The organism is Mesorhizobium sp. 2RAF45 (assembly GCF_052115225.1).
Lineage (GTDB): Bacteria > Pseudomonadota > Alphaproteobacteria > Rhizobiales > Rhizobiaceae > Mesorhizobium > Mesorhizobium jarvisii.
The window spans coordinates 55,283-76,991 of sequence record NZ_JBFRGG010000018.1 but is presented as its reverse complement, the minus strand read 5'-3'; the positions used below and the strand labels follow the sequence as shown (position 1 = coordinate 76,991).

Below are 21,709 nucleotides of genomic sequence, written 5' to 3'. Positions count from 1 at the left end.
CGGACCGGTTCGCGCAATTGCTCTGGCTTTCGGCACGCTCATGCCTGCGCCTTGGCTTGTCCCAGAACCACCCGGCCCTCGCCCGCTTCATTCGACACAGCGCGGATGTTCTCGTATGCCTTGCTGCGCTCCAGCAGTCCCATCACCTGCCGGTCCTGGCCAAGGCCGACCTCGAAGAGCAGGGTGCCGCCAGGCCGCAAGTATCGTGGCGCGTCCTTCATCACCCGCATGTGGATGCTCAGGCCGTAAGGGCCGGCCGCGAACGCTTCGCGCGGCTCGAGTTCGACCAGATGCGCTCGGTCGCCCTCTAGCCGCTTTTCCGAAATGTAGGGCGGATTGCAGACGATCACGTCGATCGTCCCGTCGAGCCCGAGGCCCGAGAGAGCGTCGAACAAGTCGCCCTGAAGCACCGAAACGCGGTCAGCCATGCCGTGATGGGCGGCGTTGCGGCGCGCCACGTCGACGCATCCATCGGTGAGGTCGCTCGCCCAGACACGTGCGGTGGGAATGTGGTGGGCGATGGCACACGCCAGATTGCCAGTGCCGCAGCACATATCGACGATGCGCGGCGCCGGCAGGTTCATTTGATGCAAAACACCAAGGGCCGTCGTGCCCAGCAATTCCGTCTCTGGCCGGGGGACGAGCGCACCGGGCGCGACGAGCAACTCAAGTCCCATGAAGATGGCGCGGCCCGTACCATAGGCGTCGGCGACACTGAACTCTTTGCTCATGGCGACCCCACTGGCTTGATCTTCCCAGTATAGCTGTTCGGCATTCCTGCGCCAGTCAAACCTGTCGTTGGATAACCCGGCAAGCTGCCAGCCGATCAGTCTTCCACACCCATGTCGAGCGCGGCTATGGCGGCATTCAGGCGGTCGGGTGTTGGATCGTGCTTCAATCGCCGCAGATTGAAATCGAGGTGTTCCTTCTTGAACATGGAGACCAGGGTGACGCCGGCTGAATTCGTTGCGAATGCGTAATCGGCGAGAAATGCGATCGCAATTTCAGTGGGACTGCCGTGGTATCCGAGGTCACCAAGAGCGACCAGTATTTCCTTGCGCGCATTGAATTTCGCGACGATTCGATTGAGGCCCGAGAATGTCCCGTGCGTTACGAACGTTCTGTGCCGGTGAGAGCGCGCCTTCAACTTGGCGAGGTTTGACTCCAGCGGGGTATTGGCAATCTGCACGAACCGATAAGGCAGCGATTCCTGGAGAGCCGTCATTCCGGCCTCGAGATCCCCCGCGACCGAGATGGCCCGGGCTTTCCCGTCCTGAATCACGCGCTCCACGGCCCGGATGATATCCTCGCGAACAAGCTCTTCGGCGGTCGGACGATGCAGTGCGAGGACATCGACATAATCCGTGCGAAGACGCCCCAGGCTTTCCTCGACACTTGATGTTATCAACGCCGCAGACAGCGGCACCTTGAAAGGCGTGGGTCTCACTCTTGAAGCATGCTGCTTAAGCGCCGGAACCGTCGCCACAGCTATCCGCGACAACGGCTTCAGCAGTCGCATGGTGGCGGAGGTCTTCGGTGGGCGCATGCCAACCTTGGTGCAGACACAGACGCGATCGCGTTTCCTGGACGCAAATTCACCCCAGATCGATTCAGCCATGCCGTCGCCATAAGAAGGCGCTACGTCGTACCAGGTCACCCCTGCTTCGTAGGCGCGTTCCAAGGTCTCGATGCCCTTGCGAACTCCGATGCGAGAGCCAAGCGAAGCGCAGCCAAAACCGATACTTGAAACCTTGCTGCCGATAGCTTCGACAAAGACGCGCTTCATGGCGAAGCCTCTTTTTGATATCGGCACCCCAAGCCGCCGTTTTCTCAGTCGAATGATTTTTCTTCTTTCTGTCAAGAGACAAGTGAGAAAATCATGACTCCTTCCCCAATTAAAAGGCGGCATGAAATGGCATATCTGCGGGTTTCGGATCGCAACCCCAGGTGACTTCATGCATAGTTTGGCCAGATGCTTCTCCATTTGAACTCACTCCTGAAAGATATTTTCAGGCGCGGAATATAAATTTATATTTTTGATTCTGTTGATTTTTCGTGGATTGGGATCAGAAATCTTCCTGCATCGTTCCGTATCGATCAGCGACGTCTGCAGGGCAGTTATCTGTATGCCTTGGCGGTAATTTCGGCGACCAGGCCATAATGAGCAGATCTTTGCTCTCGATCAATGAATGCCCGGTTCTTTGTGCTAGATTTTGAACCACCTGATGGACGCCTAGGAGCAAAGAGTGTTCTCGGCGAGTAGGGCTATGGCTTGGCCGGATATCGCAGTTCGATGACTCCTCCTCTGGTTCTTCTGTCGAATTGACAGTGTCATGACTGAAAGCCGAATCTGGTATGGCACCAGCGCGACCTTGTCTTGAAGCAGCGATGTTCCAGGAGCTGAAGGAAAGCCTGATTTAGTTGAAGGAAAGACTGGTCTTGGGAGGAAGCATGGGCGAGGACCTATCCGGTCATCATGCCGACCGCATTCAGGCCGCGATCGCTTCGGACGCGGCGGCGAAATCCGCGCTGGTCGCGTCCTGGCGACGGTCTTCCAATTTGCACCGGCTCGATCCAGCCGACTGCAGTTCCCCACGCTACCTCACGGAGACTGAGCTGGGGCAGGCCCGACAACGCATCGAACCACTCGTCCGGGCTGCCCAATCGAGTCTGGACCGGCTCTATCTTGCGGTGGGCGGCGTCGGGTGCTGTGTCCTCCTCGCCGATCGTGACGGCGTGCCGGTCGAACGGCGCGGCGCGCCCGTGGATGACGAAACGTTTCATTCCTGGGGTTTGTGGACTGGCTCCGTCTGGAACGAACAAAGCGAGGGCACCAACGGTATCGGCACCTGTCTGGTCGAACAGCGCGCGCTGACGATCCACCGCGACCAGCATTTCCATACGCGCAATACGGGGCTCAGCTGCACCACGGCTCCGATCTACGATCACCAGGGAGATCTGGTGGCAGCGCTTGATGTGTCTTCCTGCCGTGCTGACCTGACCGAAGCTTTTGCCAACCTTATTTCGCTGGCCGTTATCGACGCGGCGCGTCGGATCGAAGCAGAAAACTTCAAAATGGCATTCCCCAAGGCGCGCATTTTGCTGGCGCCGGTGGCCGACAAAGGCTCCGGCGCTCTAATCGCTGTAGATACCGACGATTTGGTGGTCGGCGCGACCCGGTCGGCTCGCCTTGCGCTTGGAATTACCCAGCAGTGCCTCGACAAGCCGATGCCCGCGGCCGATCTGCTCGGCTGGGCTGGCCCCGAAGTCTTTGCCGAGGCGGAGCGCGGTGTTCTGCAGCGAGCGCTCGCGCGGGCAGACGGAAATATCTCGGCCGCAGCCCAGGCGCTTGGCATCAGCCGCGCGACGCTTCACCGCAAGCTCAATCGCCTGGATGTACACAGGTCGCACTGACCAGTCGAAACCTCAAAGGACTGTCGCAATTCTGCGACACATCCCGCCCGCCCGCTGTCTCCGTGGCGGTGACATTGGCAGCATAAATCGCAAGTCTCTTCCGAAGCGTCGCATCCCGCGACGTCAGCTTTGGGAGGAAGACACATGAACAAGGTTGAATTCTCACGCCCGGTCAAGGCGCCTTTCGACAAGCGTTACGGCAATTTCATCGGCGGCAAATGGACCGAGCCTCGCTCCGGCCGCTACTTCGATAACCACTCCCCGGTGAACGGCCAGCTGCTGTGCGAGGTGGCGCGCTCGGATGCCCAGGACATCGAGGCGGCCCTGGATGCGGCCCATGCCGCCAAGGACGCGTGGGGACGCACCAGCGTGGCCGAGCGGTCGCTTATCCTCAACCGCATCGCCGACCGCATGGAGGAGAATCTCGATCTCCTCGCCTGCGCCGAAACCTGGGACAACGGCAAACCGATCCGGGAAACGACCGCGGCCGATCTGCCTCTGGCCATCGACCATTTCCGCTATTTCGCCGGCGCCGTGCGCGGCCAGGAAGGCAGCCTTTCGCAGATCGACGACGACACTGTCGCCTACCATTTCCACGAGCCGCTCGGCGTGGTCGGCCAGATCATTCCCTGGAACTTCCCGCTGCTGATGGCATGCTGGAAGCTTGCGCCCGCGCTTGCGGCCGGCAACTGCGTGGTGCTGAAGCCCGCCGAGCAGACACCGGCCGCCATCCTGCTCTGGGCCGATCTTATCGGCGATCTGCTGCCGCCAGGCGTGCTCAACATCGTCAACGGCTTCGGCCTCGAGGCCGGCAAGCCACTCGCGTCGTCGCCGCGCATCGCCAAGATCGCCTTTACCGGCGAGACCACGACGGGCCGGCTGATCATGCAGTATGCCAGCCAGAACCTCATCCCCGTCACACTGGAACTGGGCGGCAAGTCGCCCAACATCTTCTTCAAGGACGTTGTCGCCGAGGACGACGATTTCTTCGACAAGGCCATCGAAGGCTTCGTCATGTTCGCGCTGAACCAGGGTGAGGTCTGCACCTGCCCGAGCCGTGCGCTCATCCATGAATCGATCTACGACAGGTTCATGGAACGTGCCCTCAAGCGCGTCGAAGCGATCGTGCAGGGCGATCCGCTCGACCCGGCGACGATGATTGGCGCCCAGGCCTCGTCCGAGCAGCTGGAAAAGATCCTGTCCTACATCGACATCGGCCGCCAGGAAGGCGCCGAGGTGCTGACCGGCGGCGCTCGCAATGTTCTGCCTGGCGACCTGGCGGGCGGCTATTACGTCAAGCCGACCGTGTTCAGGGGCCACAACAAGATGCGCATCTTCCAGGAAGAGATTTTCGGACCGGTGGTTTCGGTCACGACCTTCAAGGACGACGACGAAGCGCTCAGCATTGCCAACGACACGCTCTACGGGCTCGGCGCCGGCGTCTGGACCCGTGACGGCAACCGCGCCTATCGCTTCGGCCGCGCGATCCAGGCCGGCCGCGTCTGGACCAACTGCTACCACGCCTATCCCGCGCATGCGGCCTTCGGCGGTTACAAGCAGTCCGGCATCGGCCGCGAGACGCACAAGATGATGCTCGACCATTATCAGCAGACCAAGAACATGCTGGTCAGCTATAGCCCGAAGAAGCTCGGCTTCTTCTGATCGGCTCTTTGTCGCACAGGCGCGGCTCCGCGAGGGGCCGCGCCCAAGACTGGAGATCGGAAAGACCATGCACGCAAAGGTCACGGCGACGCCGGCCGCCATCGAACTGATCGCGGAGATCGTTGCCGAACATGGGCCGGTGCTGTTCCACCAATCCGGCGGCTGCTGCGACGGCTCGTCGCCCATGTGCTATCCGCGCGCCGGCTTCATCGTCGGCGACCACGATGTACTGCTCGGCCACATCGAAGACGCGCCCTTCTACATCGGCGCTTCGCAATTCGAGGCCTGGAAGCACACCGATCTGATCATCGACGTGGTGCCTGGTCGCGGCGGCATGTTCTCGCTCGACAATGGTCGTGAGAAGCGATTCCTGACGCGGTCGACGATCTGCGCCGTTCAGATGTGATGTCGGTGCATCGGGCTGCTTCCCCTTTGCCTCGGTGAAAGGACGCACCAGAAAACAGACGCGTGGACAACCGACAGGCGGCAGGCGGCGCGTGCTTCGGTCCCCACATGCGCGGCTTCCCAGTCCGAACCCGCCACCTGCGACAGCAGCGGGCAAATCGACAACTCTCGGACGAAGACGGTGTTCGCCAAGCAGATCTGCGGGCTCGGTCGCGCCTTAAAGGCTTAGTATAGCCTTGGACAGTGCCAGGCGTATGTTCATCGCCGATGGATCGGCCGCCGCTACCGATGGCAGCGGATCCACCGCCATGACCTTGACCGCGTTTTCACTGTGCTCGGACAGAAACACGTTGCACCAGATCGCGTTGGCGGTGCCGTTGGCGCCTTGGAAGACGATATCGCGATTGGAAACTCCGAGCACCCTGAAGCCGAAAATCCTGGAACCGTCTTCGGCCCGCTTTTGGCTCCTCATGCCAATGGACTGCACGACGTCGAAGCCATGGGCGGCCAGCGCGCCAGTAACATAGGGAACGGCCCTGGCCAGCGTCATATGGATCATTGTGCTGATGCCGTTGGTAGACATGACGTCGCGTGTGCTCCCCCCTCGCCTCTCCGGAGCGTTTCGCACACAAACGACAGTCGGGCTTTGATCTGGCGCAAAGGCGTCGGATCAAGCAGCCGGCAAGGAGGGAACTGGCAGACCTGCGCCCCGGTTGCTGGACACCTGTATGCGACTTCAAGCCATGTAGCGCTTCTCGGCGGGATCGTCTGGATAGGCGGCTTTCACTTCGAGGATGTCCTTGGACGCCGCTAGCAGTGCCTGGACGCAGGCTGGGTCGAAATGGCGTTCGGATTGTTCCTTGATGTAGTCGAATGCCCGGCCGACAGGCCATGCGGCTTTGTAAGGACGCTCCGAGGTGAGGGCATCGAAGACATCGGCCACCGCGGCGATGCGTCCGACCTGCGGAATTGCCTCGCCCTTGAGACCGTTTGGATACCCACCCCCGTCCCAGCGCTCATGGTGCGATTCAGCGATCTCGGCGGCCAGTTTCAGCAGCGAGCATGTCGATCCGGAGAGGATGGCGCTGCCGATCAGTGTGTGTTCGTTCATCCGCTGTCGCTCGGCATCGCTGAGCTTCTGCTGTTTAAGGAGGATAGCATCGCGAATGCCCACCTTGCCGATGTCATGCATCGGTGCCGCGAGCTGGATGTCGCGGCATTGCTCGGGGGAAAATCCCAGCTGTTTCGCTAGCACGGCGCTGTAGTGCGCCATCCTGGTCGTGTGCATGGCGGTTTCCCGGTCCTTGTATCCGGCGGCGAGGGTCAAGCGATTTATGATCTCTTCCTCGCGGTGGCGCAGTTCGAGCGTGGCCTTTGCCACCTCGCTCCTCAGCCACTCCGCCCTGTGGGCAAGCTCCTTCTGCGCCTCGCACAGCCTCACCAGGTTTCTTGTGCGAGCCTTGAACTCCACGGGCTCGATCGGCTTGTGCAGAAATTCGATGGCGCCCGCATGGATGGCATCCATGCGCGTGCTGGCGTCGCCATCGGCCGTCACCATCACGAAGGGCGTGTCGGCGAACCGTCGGTCGCTGCGGATGTGTTCGATGAGCTCGATGCCGTTGATGCCTGGCATCTGGTAGTCGACGATGCCGAGGTCGAAGCTGATCGAAGGCAGATCGCGCAGCACATCCGCCGGCGCCGGATAGCTGGTGACAACACAGTTCGGGATCTGGCCGACCAGCATCTCCATCAGCATCCGGTTGGTGCGGTTGTCCTCGACGATCAATATGCCGATGCTTTCGTTGCTCATCACTACGCCGCCCTTCTGCCGTTTCGGTCGATCCGCGCAACTTCCTGCTCGATATCCTTGGTCAGCTTGACGTCGAGTGGTCGGCAGCGGCCCTCATCAGCCAAGGCCGCGAGTGACGTCAGGCCCAGATTGGCAGCGGCGCCTTTGAGCGAATGGAGCGTTCTGTCGGCGAGCGTCCGGTCGCTGCTCGACATTGCGCGATGCAGGTCGCGAAGCAGCGCGGCGGAGTCGTCCAGAAACGAATCCATCAATCTGTGGAATGCATCCTGTCCAAGAGTCTCGATCAATTCGCGCGTCCGCAGGTCCATGGGAGTTCCGCCGTCAGCGGCTTCATCGCCGCCCAGGCGGGGTATGACAGGCGCCATTCGGCCGGCGGCTCCGGCGAGCCCGTCAATCAGATGGCCGAGCCTCGCCATGGTGACCGGCTTGGCCTCGAACCCGTCCATGCCCGCCTCGATGCAGCGTCTGCGATCTTCATCGGACGCATTTGCCGTCATCGCAACGATCGGCACCCTATGGCCCGCCGCCCTGATGGTACGGGTGGCCTCGATCCCATCCATGACCGGCATCTGCATGTCCATGAGGATCAGATCGAACTGCCATTCCGATGCCAGGCGAACGCCTTCGCGGCCATCTGCGGCCAGAACGGCGCGTTGGCCCAGCAATTCGAGAAACTGCTGCGCCACCTCGCGGTTCACCGCATTGTCCTCGACCACAAGGATGTTGAATGATGGCAGCACAACGGCGCGCGTCGTGGTGACGACGGGCGGATCGCTGCGCTTGGCCGGCACCTCGAACCAGAAGCAGCTCCCGACCCCTAGGCTGCTGTCGACCCCGATCGTGCCGCCAAGCCCCTCGACCACTTTCTTGCAGATGGCCAGCCCAAGGCCGGTACCCCCGAAGCGTCTGCTGATCGTGCCATCGACCTGGCTGAACGGCATGAACAGGCGATGGCGTGATTCCAGCGGGATTCCGATGCCGGTGTCGGACACCTGGAAGCGCAACCGCGCCCCATCTTCGCTTTCCGCCATGCTGAGACGTATCAGGCCATTCTCGGTGAATTTCACCGCATTGCTCAACAGATTGAGCAGCACGCGCCGCAGCCGGGTGGGATCGCTGACGTACCATCCGCCATGATGCGCGCAGCCATTCGATATCTCGATGCGATCGCGCTGCTCGCCCGCCCTGCCCTCCATGACCCTGGCGACGTCACGCAACATGGCCGGCGCGTCGAAGGGAACACTTTCGGCGGCGAAGTCGCCATGTTCGATCTTGGCGAAGTCGAGGATCTCATTGATGACCTCGAGCAGGGCCTGGCCGGAGCTTGTGATGATACGCACACTCTCCATGTCGCGCGGCGCGAGTTGCGAAAGGGAGAGCAGTTCGGACATGCCGAGAATGGCATTGAGTGGAGTGCGGATCTCATGGCCGACGGTGGCCATGAATTCGGACTTGGCGCGGTTGCCAACCTCGGCCGCACGGTACGCCATCGACAATTCGTCCGCCGTCGCCTCAAGCTGACGGCTGGTGACCTGAACGATGCGCAACTGGCGCATGAGATTCAGGATCAGCAGTCCGATCGAGCAGCCCAGCGCCAGGACGACCAGCGCCGACAGCTGCTGCAGCCGCATCACCTCGTCGCGGGCATCGGCGCGTGAGGCCGAAACCGAGGCGTTGGTGTAGCTGAGCAGGCCTTCCGTGACCTTCAGCAGGCGAACAAGGGTATCCGAGGCGCCGATCAAGGTCGCATGCTCGACCGCTCCGTCGGCGGCTATGCGGTCGAAGACGGATTCAAGTCCGACGACGAGACCCCGCACCTGCATACGCACGCCTCGGAAGGTTTCGTTGGTTTCAAAGAAGGAGGCATATTTTGAATTGTCGAGGATCGAGAGCCGCGAATAAAGGATGTCATAGCGCAGATTGAGCGCCCTGACCTCCTCGGCGCTGACGGCGCTTTTGCTGGTCAGCCGGTCTATCGCCTGCGCGAGGCTCCGGCTTTCCCTATCCAGCTGGTAGACCGCCCACAAGGCGTCCTCGCGAATGCTATCCTGCAGTGTGTTCTGCCTAGCGGCCAGATGGGCGAAGGCGCCCCCAAGCGCAAGCATCAGCCCCACGGAGACCGCGATCAGGTATCGCGTCGCCTTCCCGGCCCGCCGAACGGCCTCCCGGCTCTCGATCAGCTCGGGTTTCAATCGACGACCTCGATTTCCTTGATCTGCCACACCGAACGCGAGAAGTATTTCTCGTTGTAGAGTTCGTGGTTCTTGTCGAACGGGTAGATCATGAAGAGGGGCCCCTTGTCGCGAACCGACATCGGCTTGCCGTTCATCTTGAGTGCAAGGATCGTCTCATAGTCGGTGGCATCCTCGACCGGAACGTCGGCCGCGTAGTCGTTGAGGGCTTTGACCCGCAGCGTCTTGCCATGGGCGCCGGCGGCATCGAGGACGGCCTTCAGATATGGCCCATCGAACTCGGTGGCGCCCTCGGTCCAGGGGGTTTCCATGATCGCCCGCCTGCCGGCAAGTGCCTGCAGCATGGCAATGTCAAAGGTCGCGGTGTTTCCAGCGTTGGTGTTGTCGATGTGACCGGTGACCGTCAGGACGACATCGCCCCTGGGTGCTCCAAGCGTGGCGCACATGGCATTGGAGAGAGGCAGTGCGCCCAGCAGCGCCGCCACGATCAGGATTTTCATCGGATAGCCTTTCGGAAGCCGACGCGATTGGCGCGGCGGCGAAACAGGGCGCATCGCCGGCGCCGCAGTCATGCGTGAAGAGCGCAACCGCCGGCCTCAAACCGGCACGGACGGGGCGGCATCATGCCTTCGCCTGGCGGCGATCGTCCGAGATATCGATGTACCTTAGCAGATGACTGATTGTAATTCGGTAAAGTCGACCGCGAAATATTTGCGCAATGCCGGATCTTGGCCGGCGCCCCAGAAGAAGGCCGCCTCCATCGGTTTGATCTTGCACAATGCAAAGCGCCGCTGCGCCGCTACGATCAGCATATGGTCATAAATCTGTTCGCCGGCACGATCGTCATCAGCCTGACGGTCCTCATCCACACCTTCGGCCTCATCGCGATCACCCACGCCATGGCGCACCTCGTGGCTCGCTTCCGCATGCATGGCCGGCGCAGCCGAGTGATTGCGATGATCAGCGTCGTCATGGGGCTCTTTGCCGTCATCACGGCCGAGGTGTGGCTGTGGGCCGGCGTATATCTTGAACTCGGCGTCTTGCCTGACTTCGAGACCGCGCTTTATTTTTCCACCATCACCTTTTCGACGGTCGGATATGGGGACGTGGTTCCCGCCCATGGCTGGCGCGTCCTGGCGGCGCTCGAGGGCGTGAACGGGTTTCTCCTGATCGGCTGGTCGACCGCTTATCTGATCGCGGCGGGAACGCGTATCGGCCCGTTCAGGGTCGGCGAGCACTTCTGACCGGACAGGCGCTCAGACCGCCACTGAATGCCTGGCCGTGCCGGCTTCGAGGTACTTGTCGAACTTCGCTGCCACCGTCCTGACAAGCGGGCGGCTGTCCTTCGGCACGACGAAGTTTTCGCCGTCGAGCCGAAGCAGCAGGTCGCCGCCGCTGATCGCAAGTCGACTTGCTAGGGCCAGGAGTCGCTGGCCGACGTCGCCGAAGCGTTCGACCAGTTCGATGGCCGAGAAGGCGAAATGGCACATCAGACGCTCGATGATCCAGCCTCTCGCCAGATCGTCGACGCTGAGCTCGATGCCGCGCGCCACTGCCAGCTGTCCGGAATCCACGGCCTTCTCGTATGCGCCGGTTGCGACGATGTTCTGGGCGTAGCCCTGGCGGTACCGGCTGATCGCGGACGGCCCGAGCCCGATCAGCGTCTCGCAATTGTCCTCTGTATAGCCCTGGAAATTGCGACGTATCTTGCCGGTGCGAGCCGAGATGGCGAGCGTATCGTCCGGCTTGGCGAAATGGTCCAGGCCCAGGGCCTCGTATCCGGCGTCCACGATCAGCCGGGCGGCGAGCTGCGATTGCGCCAACCGTCCGGCAGAATCGGGGAGCCATGCTTCGTCGATCATGGTCTGATGTTTCTTGAACCAGGGAACATGTGCATAGCCGAACAGCGCTAGCCTGTCGGGCTGCAACGTCAACGCCTGGGCGACGGTCCGGGCAACACTCTCAAGGGTCTGGTGCGGCAGTCCGTAGAGCAGGTCGAGGTTCACCGAATTCACGCCACGCGCCCGCACGGCGTCCACCACGCTCTTGGTCAGCAGGAAGCTTTGCTCGCGATTGATGGCTTGCTGCACCTTGGGATCGAAATCCTGAACGCCGAGGCTCGCTCTCGTCATGCCGATCGCGCAGAGGGCGTCGAGCCGGGCCTCATCCATGTCGCTGGGATCGATTTCGACACTGAGGCTGGCATCGTCGAGCACATCGAAACGATCCCGCAGCGCTTTTCCCAGCGACAGGATGTCCTCGGGCTTCAGCATCGTCGGCGAGCCGCCGCCGAAATGGATGGCGCGCACCCGGCCCTTGCCGCGCACGAGGCTGCCAATCGTCTCGATCTCTCTATGCAAGGAGTGTAGAAAATTTGCCACCGGCTGATAGTGCCGGGTCTGCTTGGTGTGGCATGCGCAGAACCAGCACAGCTTGTCGCAGTAGGGAATATGCAGATAGAGCGATATCTCGTCATGGCTTTCGAGCGCTTCGAGCCAAGTCCGACAGACAGTCGCATCAACCCCCGGGTGGAAATGAGGCGCCGTCGGATAGCTCGTGTAGCGCGGTACATTTTCGCCAAGCCTGGCGGCCACTTCCGGTTGCATGTCGCTTTCCCTGTGTTTGCAAGGTCAGGCAATGGCCGCAATCGCGCGCCAATGCCTTGATTTCGGTCAAAGCCTTTGCACCGGACAAACTGTCACAAGGCTTTTTCAATGGCCGACACTTATCTTGCCGATACCCAGGGCCATGGGACGATCGTGATGACAGTGCGTCAAGATGTTCATAGCGCCGGCATTCCCGTGCTTTGCCAATCATGCGAGGCGCGGCATCGCGGCGTCTGCGGTGCGCTCGACGCCGATCAATTGGTCGGGCTCGCCAAGATTTCGTCAAAGCACACCATTGAACCGGGCGTGGAACTGATTGGCGACGCCGAGACCGTCGACAGCTATTCCAACGTGCTTTCCGGCGTGGTGAAGCTGACGAAAAGCCTTTCGGACGGTCGCCAACAGATTGTCGGGCTTCAGTTTGCTCCCGATTTTCTGGGGCGGCCATTCAAGGTGGAAAGCGCTATCAACGCCGAAGCGGCAACGGCCGTCTCCCTGTGCTCGTTTCCAAGAGCGTCCATCGAGAGAATGATGAGGGAATCGCCAGAGCTCGAGCATCGCCTGCTCAAGCAGACATTGAACGAGCTTGACGAAGCACGCGACTGGATGGTGACGCTGGGACGCAAGACGGCCGCCGAAAAAGTGGCGAGCTTCCTGCTGATGATTGCCAGAAACATCGATCCCACGCTCGATCCGGCCACCAACGCGACGAGCTTCGAGCTGCCGCTCACACGCGCCGACATCGCCGATTTCCTCGGCCTGACGATCGAGACGGTGAGCCGCCAGTTGACCCGGCTGCGGACAGATGGGCTAATCCGGACCGAGAACAATCGACATGTAACGGTGACCAGCCTTACCCGCTTGGCCGGCCGCTCTGGCGCCTGACCTCAATCAGCGATCCCGATCATCGGCAGCACGTGCTCGCGTTCAAACGCGATGTGCCGGCGCAAGTTCTCGAACAGGCCGCGCAACATGAACCCGATGGCTTCGGGATTCTCGACTGTCTCGCCATGTCCGATGGCCAGCAGGATTTCAGTCACCTCACCGGCAAAGCATTCGTCTTCCACATGCTCGGCCCGCAATCGTCGGGTCGAGGCAAGGTTCGCCTCGCTGCCGACCACCGCCTCCTCGTAAGCCGGAAAAATGATCGCCTCTTCGTACTGATGGATACTGCGCAGAAGCGGCACGATCGAGTTGGCTGTGCTGAGGCATGTCATCCGATCAACACCCGGCAGAGCGTCCGCGATTTTTTCCAAAGCATCGCAAAGGCGGAGTTTCTCGTCATGCGCACGCCGCATCACAGCGGTCGGGACGGCCTCCCGCCCGGCCAGCGTGGAGATGTCCCGGTAGTTTTCAAACAGCGACGATCCTCGCACTTTCTCCGAATTCAATGTCAGCCTCCGGTCTTTCACAAGGCTTACGCTGCCCAATGATAACGCGGTGGGCTTTGACATGGATCAAGGCGCCGGCAACCCGGCTGAGGAATTGGTGCTGATGCGGATTGTTTTCCGCGCACGGAATCCGAGGTCGGGGACATGTCATGAAATTCGGCACTGAAACTGTGGCTCTAAGCCTGTTTGCATTCGCGGCCCTGGTGGCCGCCGGCTTTGGCGTGGATGAGCCTTTCCGCCAGCATATGTGGGTGCTGTTCATCGTGCTGCTGGGCTTTATCGCTATTCTTCTGCGCAAGACCAGTTTCGCGCCGGCAGCGCGGATCGATCCGTCCGCCTATATGGATGGGCCGATCCGCTACGGCGCCATCGCCACCATGTTCTGGGGCGTGGTCGGCATGCTCGTCGGCGTGGTCATCGCGCTGCAGCTTGCCTACCCGGATCTCAACATCCAGCCCTGGTTCAATTTTGGGCGCTTGCGGCCGCTGCACACATCCGGCGTCGTTTTTGCCTTCGGCGGCAACGCTCTGCTTTGCACGTCAATGTATGTGGTGCAGCGCACCTGCCGCGCCCGGCTTTTCGGCGGCAATCTCGCCTGGTTCGTGTTCTGGGGCTACCAGCTTTTCATCGTCATGGCGGCCACCGGCTATCTGCTCGGCATTACCGAATCCCGCGAATACGCCGAGCCTGAATGGTATGTCGACATCTGGCTGACCATCGTCTGGGTCGCCTATCTCCTCCTGTTCCTCGGCACGATCCTGAAGCGCAAGGAACCGCATATCTACGTCGCCAACTGGTTCTACCTGTCGTTCATCGTGACCATCGCGATGCTGCATGTGGTCAACAACCTGTCGATGCCGGCCTCCTTCCTGGGCTCGAAGAGTTATTCCGCATTTTCCGGTGTCCAGGATGCGCTGACGCAATGGTGGTATGGCCACAATGCGGTCGGCTTCTTCCTGACGGCCGGCTTCCTCGGCATGATGTATTACTTCGTGCCCAAACAGGCCAACCGGCCGGTCTACTCCTATCGCCTTTCGATCATCCACTTCTGGGCGCTGATCTTCCTCTATATCTGGGCTGGCCCTCACCATCTCCACTATACCGCCCTGCCCGATTGGGCGCAGACGCTCGGCATGGTGTTCTCGATCATGCTCTGGATGCCGTCATGGGGCGGAATGATCAACGGCCTGATGACACTGTCCGGTGCTTGGGACAAGATCCGCACCGATCCGATCATCCGCATGATGGTGATCGCCATCGCCTTCTACGGCATGTCGACCTTCGAAGGCCCGATGATGTCGATCAAGTCGGTCAACTCGCTCAGCCACTACACCGACTGGACCATCGGCCACGTTCATTCCGGCGCACTCGGCTGGGTCGGCATGATCTCGTTCGGCGCGATCTATTACATGGTGCCGAAGCTGTGGAACCGTGAACGCCTCTACTCGCTGCGCCTCGTGACCTGGCACTTCTGGCTGGCGACACTCGGCATCGTCGTCTACGCCGCGGTCATGTGGGTTTCCGGCATCATGCAGGGCCTGATGTGGCGCGAATACGACGAGCAGGGTTTCCTGGTCTACTCCTTCGCCGAAACCGTCGCCGCCATGCATCCCTATTACGTCATGCGCGCCATCGGCGGAGCCATGTACCTGTCCGGCGCCCTGATCATGGCCTGGAACATCACCATGACGATCCTCGGCCACCAGCGCCAGGAGCAACCGTTGCCGGGCTCCGTTCCCGCTCTCCAGCCTGCACAATAGGAGCCAGAAATGGGCTTGATGGACAGACACGCGATCATCGAGAAGAACGCCACGCTTCTTCTCGTTGGTTCCCTTCTGGTGGTGACGGTCGGCGGCATCGTCGAGATCGCCCCGCTCTTCTATCTCGACAATACGATCGAGAAGGTCGAAGGCATGCGGCCTTACTCGCCGCTCGAACTCGCCGGCCGCAATATCTATGTGCGTGAGGGCTGCTACCTCTGCCACAGCCAGATGATCAGGCCATTCCGGGACGAGGTCGAGCGCTATGGTCATTACAGCCTGGCGGCCGAGTCGATGTACGATCACCCGTTCCAATGGGGATCAAAGCGAACCGGGCCGGATCTGGCCCGGGTCGGCGACCGCTACTCGAACACGTGGCATGTGCAGCATCTGTCCGATCCCCGATCGGTGGTGCCGGAATCGATCATGCCGGGCTATGCCTTTCTCAAAGACAAGCCGATCGAGGTGAAGGACTTCTCGACGCATCTGGTTGCGAACAGGCGCGTTGGCGTCCCCTACTCCGACGACATGATCGCGAACGCCAACGCCGATTTGACGGCGCAGGCCGATCCCAACGCCGACACATCCGGCCTCTTGGCCCGCTATCCGAAAGCGAAGGTCGGCGATCTCGACGGCAATCCGCGGCAGGTCACCGAGATGGACGCGCTTGTCGCCTATCTGCAGATGCTCGGCACGCTGGTCGATTTCAAACACTACGACGAAGCCGCCGGTTACCGCTGAGGAGGACGACCATGGACTACAATCTGATGCGGGAATTCGCTGACAGTTGGGGCTTGCTGGCGATGGCGCTCTTTTTTGTCGGATGCATTGCCTTCGCACTTCGACCAGGCGGCCGCAGCCAGGCCGATGAAGCCGCCCGCATTCCCCTCAAGGACGACTGATCATGAGCACAGAGCATATCGACGACGTGTCGGGCATCTCGACGACCGGCCATGAATGGGATGGCATCAGGGAACTCAACAACCCTCTTCCCAGGTGGTGGGTGATAACCTTCTACATCACCATCGCCTGGGCTATCGGCTACACCATCGCCTATCCGGCATGGCCGATGCTGTCCTCCGCGACGAGTGGGCTGCTTGGCTATTCGAGCCGAAATGACGTCAAGAACGAGCTGGCGGCGGCCGAACTTGCGAAGGGCAAGTATGTCGCGGCAATTCAATCGAAGACCGTGTCCGAGATTGCCGCCGACGATGCCCTCCGTGAATTCGCGGTCGCGGCCGGCGGAGCCACATTCAAGGTCAATTGCGTTCAGTGTCATGGCTCGGGCGCACAGGGGTCCAAGGGCTTTCCCAACCTGAATGACGACGACTGGCTCTGGGGCGGCAAGGCCGACCAGATCCAGCAGACGATCACGCACGGCATCCGCTTCGCGTCCGACCCGGACACGCGCATCTCCGAGATGCCGGGCTTTGGCGACATCATCACGCCCGAGCAAATCACACAGGTCAGCGCCTACGTGGCGAGCCTCTCCGGCAAGGTCCAGGACGCAAGTCTGATCGAGCCCGGCGCCAAGGTCTTCGCGGAAAACTGCGTGGCCTGTCATGGCGCCAACGCGAAAGGCAACAGGGAGTTCGGCGCCCCCGATCTGACCGATGCCATCTGGCTCTACGGGTCCGGCGAGGCAGCCATCGCCGCCCAGGTGCGCGCGCCGAAACACGGCGTGATGCCAGCCTGGATTGACCGTCTCGGCGAGACCAAGGTCAAGGAGCTCGCAGTCTACGTACATTCGCTTGGCGGCGGAGAATAGCGACGGGGGCCTATTCTCCTGCCCTCTCCGTCCAGGCGACGAGGCCCGGCCCTGCCGGGCCTCGTCTGTATTCTAGTCCCGGGATTGACCTGCATCAACGCGGCGCGATCCAACCGGAGGCAAAGTCCGGTCGACGCTGCATTTCGCGCTGCCACGCATCGATAGGGCGACCGCCTGGCGAAATCACAAGCTGCATGACGGGAGAGACCGGTGCTGGACAATACGCAGGTAGAACGGCTCGAAGCAGAGGCGGTCAACTCCGCCAAAGTGCGCCAGCCATTGTATGCTGCGCGCAACAAGGTTTTCCCCAAGCGTGCATCGGGCAGCTTTCGCCAGTTCAAATGGCTCGTGATGGCGATCACGCTCGGCATTTACTACCTGACGCCGTGGTTGCGATGGGATCGCGGTCCGTTCGCCCCGGACCAGGCCGTGCTGCTCGATGTCGCCAACCGGCGCTTCTACTTCTTCTTCATCGAAATATGGCCGCAGGAATTCTACTATGTGGCCGGCCTCCTGGTCATGGCCGGCGTCGGCCTCTTCCTGATCACCTCGACGGTCGGGCGCGCCTGGTGCGGCTATACGTGCCCGCAGACCGTTTGGGTCGATCTATTTCTGGTCGTCGAGCGCGCCATCGAGGGCGACCGCAACGCTCGCATGAAGCTCGATGCCGGCCCCTGGACCGCCCGCAAGCTCGTGCTGCGGGTCTCGAAACACGCCATCTGGCTGGTCATAGGCGCGGCCACCGGCGGCGCCTGGATCTTCTATTTCGCCGATGCGCCAACGCTGGCCGGCGAAATCTTCACCGGCACGGCGGCTCCCGTCGCCTACATCACCATCGCCGTACTGACGGCGACGACCTATACGTTCGGCGGGCTGATGCGCGAGCAGGTCTGCACCTATATGTGCCCGTGGCCGCGCATCCAGGCGGCCATGCTCGACGAGAACTCCCTCACCGTCACCTACAATGACTGGCGCGGGGAGCCGCGCTCGCGCCACGCCAAGAAGGTGATCGCCGCGGGGCAGCCTGTCGGCGACTGCGTCGACTGCAATGCCTGCGTCGCGGTTTGCCCGATGGGGATCGACATCCGCGACGGCCAGCAACTCGAATGCATCACCTGCGCGCTCTGCATCGACGCTTGCGACGGCGTCATGGACAAGCTCGGCAGGGAGCATGGGTTGATCTCCTACGCGACGCTCTCCGACTACAACGCCAACATGATGCTGGCGACCGCCGGGGGCTCGGGTTCAGTCAATCCGTCGCTGGTCCGAACCGCTGACGGCCTGTTCTCCGACAAGGTGGCCCATTTCCACATTCGCAAGATCTTTCGGCCGCGCACCTACGTCTACATGGGCCTGTGGTCGCTGATCGGCCTTGGGCTGCTGTATTCGCTGCTGACGCGCGACCGGCTCGAAGTGAACGTGCTGCACGACCGCAATCCGCAGTTCGTCACTCTTTCCGACGGTTCCATCCGCAATGGCTACACCGTCAAGCTGCTCAACATGATCCCCGAGCCCAGGACGATCGTCGTCACCCTTCAGGGCCTGGAAGGAGCAGAGATGAGCGTGGTCGGCATCGATCAGCCGGCAGGCCGCTCCGTTCCCATCTCGGTCGAACCCGACCGGCTGAAGATGCTGAAGGTTTTCGTACGTCAGCCGGCAGGCCAGATCCAGGGCACGGCACAGACCTTCAAGTTCCGGGTCGAGGACAAGGCGAGCTTCGAGTCGGACGAATACACCGCCACCTTCAACGCACCGGAGATCGCCAGATGACCGCCAAGGCGCAAAAGTCCCGCGAATTCACCGGCAGGCACATGCTGGCCATCGTCCTTGCCTTCTTCGGCGTGGTCATCGCGGTCAATCTGACCATGGCGACGCTCGCCAGCACGAGTTGGACCGGCCTGGTGGTCGAGAACACCTATGTGGCGAGCCAGCAATTCAACAAGAAAGCCGAGGAGGGGCGCGCGCAGGCGGCCCTCGGCTGGACCGGCAAACTGGCCATCGCAGCGGGCGAGGTTCGCTACAGCCTTACCGATGCCGGAGGTAAGCCGGTTGCCTTGCATGGCGTCAAGGTGCTCTTTCGCCATCCCGCCTATGAGAAGGAGGATAAGGCCATCACGCTCACCCTCGCCTCGGGTCAGGACTTCGCCGCGCAGCATACGCCGAAGGATGGTGTCTGGATCGTCGAAGTCGACGCCGATGCCGGTCTGGACAAAGCCTATCGTGACGTCCGCAGGATCATGATTTCCCATGGGGCGATGAAATGAGCTGTTGTGCACCTGGCGCTGAAATGACGCTGGATCTGGCGGGCGCCACATCGGTTCTGCCGTCCAGCCAGGAGATCAGGCTGGCAAGCCGATCGATCGGCGACAACCTTTGCCAGACCGATCTTTCGGTACCCACGGTCCACTGCGCGGCCTGCATCCAGACGATCGAGACGGCACTGGGAAAGCTCGATCACGTCGAGAGCGCTCGCGTCAACCTGTCGACCAAACGGGTATCGGTCCAGTGGCATGGCGACGAGGCTCCGCCATTTTTCGCAACGCTCGGGCGGCTGGGCTACCAAGCGCATCTCTTCGATCCGGAGACCGGCAACAAGGACAAGACGCTTTCGGAGCTGATCCGGGCGGTCGCGGTCGCGGGTTTTGCCGCCGGCAACATCATGCTGCTGTCGGTCTCGGTCTGGTCCGGCGCGGAAGGCGCGACCCGCGACCTGTTCCACTGGGTCTCGGCGCTGATCGCCATCCCGGCATTGGCCTTTGCCGGCGGCATCTATTTCCGCTCGGCCTGGAATGCATTGCGCCACGGGCGCATGAACATGGACGTCCCGATTGCGGTCGGCGTGTCACTTGCCTACGCCATGAGCCTCTACGAAACCGTCAACCATGGCGACCACGCCTATTTTGACGCTTCCGTTTCGCTGCTGTTCTTCCTCCTGATCGGCCGCACGCTTGACCACGTCATGCGCGAACGCGCGCGCACCGCAGTGAATGGCCTGTCGCGGCTCGCGGCGCGCGGCGCCGTCGTGCTGCGCGGTGATGGCGTGCGCGATTACCTGCCGGTCGGCGAGATCGAACCGGGCATGGCGCTGCACATCGCCGCCGGCGAGCGAATTCCGGTCGACGGCAATATCCTCAGCGGTATTTCGGATATCGATTGTTCACTGGTATCCGGGGAAAGCACGCCCCGGACCGTGGGAGCGGGAGCCCAGGTTCAGGCAGGCACGCTCAATCTCACCGGCCCGCTGACCATGCAGGCGACGGCCGCGGCGAAGGATTCTTTCCTGGCCGAAATGGTCCGGCTCATGGAAGCCGCGGAGGGCGGCCGCTCGCAGTATCGCAGGATCGCCGACCGGGTCTCGGCGCTCTACGCTCCGGTTGTCCATCTCGCTGCCTTGCTGACGTTCCTTGGATGGATGGTCGCTTCGGGCGACTGGCATCTGGCAATGACGATCGCGATTGCCGTTCTCATCATCACTTGCCCATGCGCGCTCGGCCTGGCCGTGCCGATCGTGCAGGTCGTCGCGGCGCGACGTCTTTTCGAGGCCGGCGTCATGGTCAAGGACGGTTCGGCCATGGAACGACTGGCGGCGATCGATACGGTGCTGTTCGACAAGACCGGGACCCTCACGCTCGGACGGCCAAGGCTGATCAATGGGCCATCCATCGACCCGGCCATGCTGGCGATCGCGGCCGACATGGCCTCGCATTCGCGCCATCCATTCTCGAAGGCCATAGCCGGTTTCGCGGGCTCTTCCAGTCAACCCGGTCTCCAGTCCGTCAGCGAGCACCCCGGCTTCGGAATGGAAGCCGTCACCGAAGGCAACACCTGGCGCCTCGGCCGGCGCGGATGGGCTGGATGGAAGGCGCGGACCGGCGGCGAAGGCAAATATGGCGGCTATGGCGGGACGGTGCTTTCGAAGAACGGGATGATCGTTGCCACCTTTGCCTTCGAAGACGCCGCGCGCGCCGACGCCAAGGCCGCGGTCGGGCAACTGCAGGATGCCGGAATGTCGGTCCAGATGTTGTCCGGCGACACCGCCAACGCCTGTCGCGACGTCGCCAAGACCTTGGGGATCGAGGACTTCGTTCCGGCCCTGCTCCCGTCCGGCAAGGTCGAGTGGATCGAGGCGCTGTCGAGGGAAGGCCACAAGGTCCTAATGGTGGGCGACGGACTCAACGATACGCCGGCGCTCGGCGCGGCGCATGTCTCGATGGCCCCGGCCACCGCGGCCGATGTCGGTCGCAATGCCGCCGATTTCGTCTTCCTGCGCGAAAGCCTACTGGCGGTGCCCTTGGCGTTGGATATCTCGCGAAAGGCAGGCCGGCTCATTCGGCAGAACATCGCCATTGCCATTGTCTACAACGCGTTCGCCGTACCGATCGCCATATCGGGGCACGTGACGCCGCTCATCGCGGCGATTGCGATGTCCGCCTCGTCGCTGCTGGTGATCGGAAACGCCATGCGGCTGCAAGGTTTCGCGAAAAGCTCATCGCCTGAAAACACTTCGCGCAACCGCCGCGAACGCCCCGGCCTGTCGGTCCAACACCCATGACGACGCTCGTCTATCTCATCCCCGTGGCGCTCTTCCTCGGGGCGCTTGGACTGAGCGGCTTTCTGTGGGCCCTGAGAAGCGGCCAGTATGAGGATCTTGATGGAGCGGCGGAGCGCATTCTCATCGATGGGGATGAGCCGCCGAGCGGG

21 protein-coding genes and 1 pseudogene are annotated in these 21,709 nt (G+C 61.8%); 13 read left to right on the top strand and 9 right to left on the bottom strand.

Going from position 1 to position 21,709, the window contains the following annotated elements:
- Positions 1-38: 38 nt before the first annotated feature.
- Both AB4Z43_RS30250 and AB4Z43_RS30245 read right to left on the bottom strand, forming a co-directional pair.
- Entirely contained in the window at positions 39-731 is a 693-nt protein-coding gene (locus tag AB4Z43_RS30250; RefSeq protein WP_019860143.1) for a N5-glutamine methyltransferase family protein, read from the bottom strand.
- Positions 732-826: 95 nt separating this feature from the next.
- Positions 827-1,984 carry an aldo/keto reductase gene (locus tag AB4Z43_RS30245; RefSeq protein WP_441940418.1) on the bottom strand — a complete coding sequence of 386 codons (1,158 nt, stop codon included), beginning with the start codon at positions 1,982-1,984 and terminating at the stop codon, positions 827-829.
- 467 nt (positions 1,985-2,451) lie between these two features.
- On the opposite strand from AB4Z43_RS30245, the gene AB4Z43_RS30240 reads away from it, so the two are divergent.
- The 3 genes from AB4Z43_RS30240 to AB4Z43_RS30230 all read left to right on the top strand — a co-directional run bounded on the left by AB4Z43_RS30240 (position 2,452) and on the right by AB4Z43_RS30230 (position 5,482).
- Positions 2,452-3,414, top strand: coding sequence for a GAF domain-containing protein (locus AB4Z43_RS30240; protein ID WP_019860146.1), 963 nt, complete (start codon positions 2,452-2,454; stop codon positions 3,412-3,414).
- Between the two features lie 144 nt (positions 3,415-3,558).
- On the top strand, positions 3,559-5,076 hold the full coding sequence (gene adh, locus AB4Z43_RS30235; RefSeq protein ID WP_019860147.1) for an aldehyde dehydrogenase: 1,518 nt from the start codon (positions 3,559-3,561) through the stop codon (positions 5,074-5,076).
- 67 nt (positions 5,077-5,143) lie between these two features.
- Positions 5,144-5,482 (top strand): DUF779 domain-containing protein, encoded by a 339-nt coding sequence (locus AB4Z43_RS30230; RefSeq protein WP_019860148.1) that lies wholly within the window; start codon positions 5,144-5,146, stop codon positions 5,480-5,482.
- A 216-nt stretch (positions 5,483-5,698) separates the two neighbouring features.
- Here AB4Z43_RS30230 and AB4Z43_RS30225 read toward each other — a convergent pair whose 3' ends face one another.
- The 5 genes from AB4Z43_RS30225 to AB4Z43_RS30205 all read right to left on the bottom strand — a co-directional run bounded on the left by AB4Z43_RS30225 (position 5,699) and on the right by AB4Z43_RS30205 (position 10,415).
- Entirely contained in the window at positions 5,699-6,064 is a 366-nt protein-coding gene (locus tag AB4Z43_RS30225) for a hypothetical protein (RefSeq protein ID WP_027047201.1), read from the bottom strand.
- 153 nt (positions 6,065-6,217) lie between these two features.
- On the bottom strand, positions 6,218-7,291 hold the full coding sequence (locus AB4Z43_RS30220; RefSeq protein ID WP_019860150.1) for an HD domain-containing phosphohydrolase: 1,074 nt from the start codon (positions 7,289-7,291) through the stop codon (positions 6,218-6,220).
- A 2-nt stretch (positions 7,292-7,293) separates the two neighbouring features.
- Positions 7,294-9,483, bottom strand: coding sequence for an ATP-binding protein (locus AB4Z43_RS30215; RefSeq protein WP_441940415.1), 2,190 nt, complete (start codon positions 9,481-9,483; stop codon positions 7,294-7,296).
- Complete coding sequence (locus tag AB4Z43_RS30210) at positions 9,480-9,983, bottom strand: molybdopterin-dependent oxidoreductase (RefSeq protein ID WP_064986495.1); 504 nt, start codon at positions 9,981-9,983, stop codon at positions 9,480-9,482. Before AB4Z43_RS30210 ends, AB4Z43_RS30215 begins: the two co-directional genes overlap by 4 nt.
- Positions 9,984-10,148: 165 nt before the next feature.
- Complete coding sequence (locus AB4Z43_RS30205) at positions 10,149-10,415, bottom strand: hypothetical protein (RefSeq protein ID WP_171880428.1); 267 nt, start codon at positions 10,413-10,415, stop codon at positions 10,149-10,151.
- Between the two features lie 24 nt (positions 10,416-10,439).
- Between AB4Z43_RS30205 and AB4Z43_RS30200 the strand changes: the two genes are divergently transcribed.
- A complete protein-coding gene (locus tag AB4Z43_RS30200) occupies positions 10,440-10,727 on the top strand; it encodes a potassium channel family protein (protein WP_236952284.1) in 288 nt (95 codons plus the stop codon).
- A gap of 12 nt (positions 10,728-10,739) precedes the next feature.
- Here AB4Z43_RS30200 and hemN read toward each other — a convergent pair whose 3' ends face one another.
- Positions 10,740-12,089, bottom strand: coding sequence for an oxygen-independent coproporphyrinogen III oxidase (gene hemN, locus AB4Z43_RS30195; RefSeq protein ID WP_019860154.1), 1,350 nt, complete (start codon positions 12,087-12,089; stop codon positions 10,740-10,742).
- A 156-nt stretch (positions 12,090-12,245) separates the two neighbouring features.
- Here hemN and AB4Z43_RS30190 point away from each other — a divergent pair, with 156 nt between their 5' ends.
- On the top strand, positions 12,246-12,974 hold the full coding sequence (locus AB4Z43_RS30190; protein ID WP_027047203.1) for a Crp/Fnr family transcriptional regulator: 729 nt from the start codon (positions 12,246-12,248) through the stop codon (positions 12,972-12,974).
- A gap of 2 nt (positions 12,975-12,976) precedes the next feature.
- Here AB4Z43_RS30190 and AB4Z43_RS30185 read toward each other — a convergent pair whose 3' ends face one another.
- Positions 12,977-13,387, bottom strand: a complete 411-nt coding sequence (locus AB4Z43_RS30185) for a hemerythrin domain-containing protein (protein WP_441940446.1) — start codon at positions 13,385-13,387, stop codon at positions 12,977-12,979.
- A 242-nt stretch (positions 13,388-13,629) separates the two neighbouring features.
- Between AB4Z43_RS30185 and ccoN the strand changes: the two genes are divergently transcribed.
- From ccoN to ccoS, 8 genes and pseudogenes are all read left to right on the top strand, one after another.
- The gene (gene ccoN, locus AB4Z43_RS30180; RefSeq protein WP_019860158.1) at positions 13,630-15,240 is read left to right on the top strand and encodes a cytochrome-c oxidase, cbb3-type subunit I; all 1,611 of its coding nucleotides are present in this window, start codon (positions 13,630-13,632) and stop codon (positions 15,238-15,240) included.
- A gap of 9 nt (positions 15,241-15,249) precedes the next feature.
- A complete protein-coding gene (gene ccoO / locus AB4Z43_RS30175; protein WP_441940412.1) occupies positions 15,250-15,981 on the top strand; it encodes a cytochrome-c oxidase, cbb3-type subunit II in 732 nt (243 codons plus the stop codon).
- A gap of 11 nt (positions 15,982-15,992) precedes the next feature.
- Entirely contained in the window at positions 15,993-16,142 is a 150-nt protein-coding gene (locus tag AB4Z43_RS30170) for a CcoQ/FixQ family Cbb3-type cytochrome c oxidase assembly chaperone (protein WP_019860163.1), read from the top strand.
- A 2-nt stretch (positions 16,143-16,144) separates the two neighbouring features.
- Positions 16,145-17,008 (top strand): cytochrome-c oxidase, cbb3-type subunit III, encoded by an 864-nt coding sequence (gene ccoP, locus AB4Z43_RS30165; protein ID WP_019860164.1) that lies wholly within the window; start codon positions 16,145-16,147, stop codon positions 17,006-17,008.
- A 210-nt stretch (positions 17,009-17,218) separates the two neighbouring features.
- Positions 17,219-18,778 carry a cytochrome c oxidase accessory protein CcoG gene (gene ccoG / locus AB4Z43_RS30160; protein WP_441940409.1) on the top strand — a complete coding sequence of 520 codons (1,560 nt, stop codon included), beginning with the start codon at positions 17,219-17,221 and terminating at the stop codon, positions 18,776-18,778.
- Positions 18,775-19,272 carry a FixH family protein gene (locus AB4Z43_RS30155; RefSeq protein ID WP_064986310.1) on the top strand — a complete coding sequence of 166 codons (498 nt, stop codon included), beginning with the start codon at positions 18,775-18,777 and terminating at the stop codon, positions 19,270-19,272. Before ccoG ends, AB4Z43_RS30155 begins: the two co-directional genes overlap by 4 nt.
- On the top strand, positions 19,269-21,560 hold the full coding sequence (locus AB4Z43_RS30150) for a cation-translocating P-type ATPase (RefSeq protein WP_441940406.1): 2,292 nt from the start codon (positions 19,269-19,271) through the stop codon (positions 21,558-21,560). Before AB4Z43_RS30155 ends, AB4Z43_RS30150 begins: the two co-directional genes overlap by 4 nt.
- Positions 21,557-21,697 (top strand): annotated as a pseudogene (gene ccoS / locus AB4Z43_RS30145) (cbb3-type cytochrome oxidase assembly protein CcoS); the annotation flags it as partial. The gene AB4Z43_RS30150 and the pseudogene ccoS, both read left to right, overlap by 4 nt.
- Positions 21,698-21,709 lie beyond the last annotated feature (12 nt).

Excerpts from the sequence above, each read along its gene's own strand:
- AB4Z43_RS30250 (WP_019860143.1), bottom strand. The coding sequence starts at position 731 with ATGAGCAAAGAGTTCAGTGTCGCCGACGCCTATGGTACGGGCCGCGCC.
- AB4Z43_RS30245 (WP_441940418.1), bottom strand. The coding sequence starts at position 1,984 with ATGGAGAAGCATCTGGCCAAACTATGCATGAAGTCACCTGGGGTTGCG.
- AB4Z43_RS30240 (WP_019860146.1), top strand. The coding sequence starts at position 2,452 with ATGGGCGAGGACCTATCCGGTCATCATGCCGACCGCATTCAGGCCGCG.
- adh (WP_019860147.1), top strand. The coding sequence starts at position 3,559 with ATGAACAAGGTTGAATTCTCACGCCCGGTCAAGGCGCCTTTCGACAAG.
- AB4Z43_RS30230 (WP_019860148.1), top strand. The coding sequence starts at position 5,144 with ATGCACGCAAAGGTCACGGCGACGCCGGCCGCCATCGAACTGATCGCG.
- AB4Z43_RS30225 (WP_027047201.1), bottom strand. The coding sequence starts at position 6,064 with ATGTCTACCAACGGCATCAGCACAATGATCCATATGACGCTGGCCAGG.
- AB4Z43_RS30220 (WP_019860150.1), bottom strand. The coding sequence starts at position 7,291 with ATGAGCAACGAAAGCATCGGCATATTGATCGTCGAGGACAACCGCACC.
- AB4Z43_RS30210 (WP_064986495.1), bottom strand. The coding sequence starts at position 9,983 with ATGAAAATCCTGATCGTGGCGGCGCTGCTGGGCGCACTGCCTCTCTCC.
- AB4Z43_RS30205 (WP_171880428.1), bottom strand. The coding sequence starts at position 10,415 with ATGCATGCGGAAGCGAGCCACGAGGTGCGCCATGGCGTGGGTGATCGC.
- AB4Z43_RS30200 (WP_236952284.1), top strand. The coding sequence starts at position 10,440 with ATGATCAGCGTCGTCATGGGGCTCTTTGCCGTCATCACGGCCGAGGTG.
- hemN (WP_019860154.1), bottom strand. The coding sequence starts at position 12,089 with ATGCAACCGGAAGTGGCCGCCAGGCTTGGCGAAAATGTACCGCGCTAC.
- AB4Z43_RS30190 (WP_027047203.1), top strand. The coding sequence starts at position 12,246 with ATGACAGTGCGTCAAGATGTTCATAGCGCCGGCATTCCCGTGCTTTGC.
- AB4Z43_RS30185 (WP_441940446.1), bottom strand. The coding sequence starts at position 13,387 with ATGCGGCGTGCGCATGACGAGAAACTCCGCCTTTGCGATGCTTTGGAA.
- ccoN (WP_019860158.1), top strand. The coding sequence starts at position 13,630 with ATGAAATTCGGCACTGAAACTGTGGCTCTAAGCCTGTTTGCATTCGCG.
- ccoO (WP_441940412.1), top strand. The coding sequence starts at position 15,250 with ATGGGCTTGATGGACAGACACGCGATCATCGAGAAGAACGCCACGCTT.
- AB4Z43_RS30170 (WP_019860163.1), top strand. The coding sequence starts at position 15,993 with ATGGACTACAATCTGATGCGGGAATTCGCTGACAGTTGGGGCTTGCTG.
- ccoP (WP_019860164.1), top strand. The coding sequence starts at position 16,145 with ATGAGCACAGAGCATATCGACGACGTGTCGGGCATCTCGACGACCGGC.
- AB4Z43_RS30155 (WP_064986310.1), top strand. The coding sequence starts at position 18,775 with ATGACCGCCAAGGCGCAAAAGTCCCGCGAATTCACCGGCAGGCACATG.
- AB4Z43_RS30150 (WP_441940406.1), top strand. The coding sequence starts at position 19,269 with ATGAGCTGTTGTGCACCTGGCGCTGAAATGACGCTGGATCTGGCGGGC.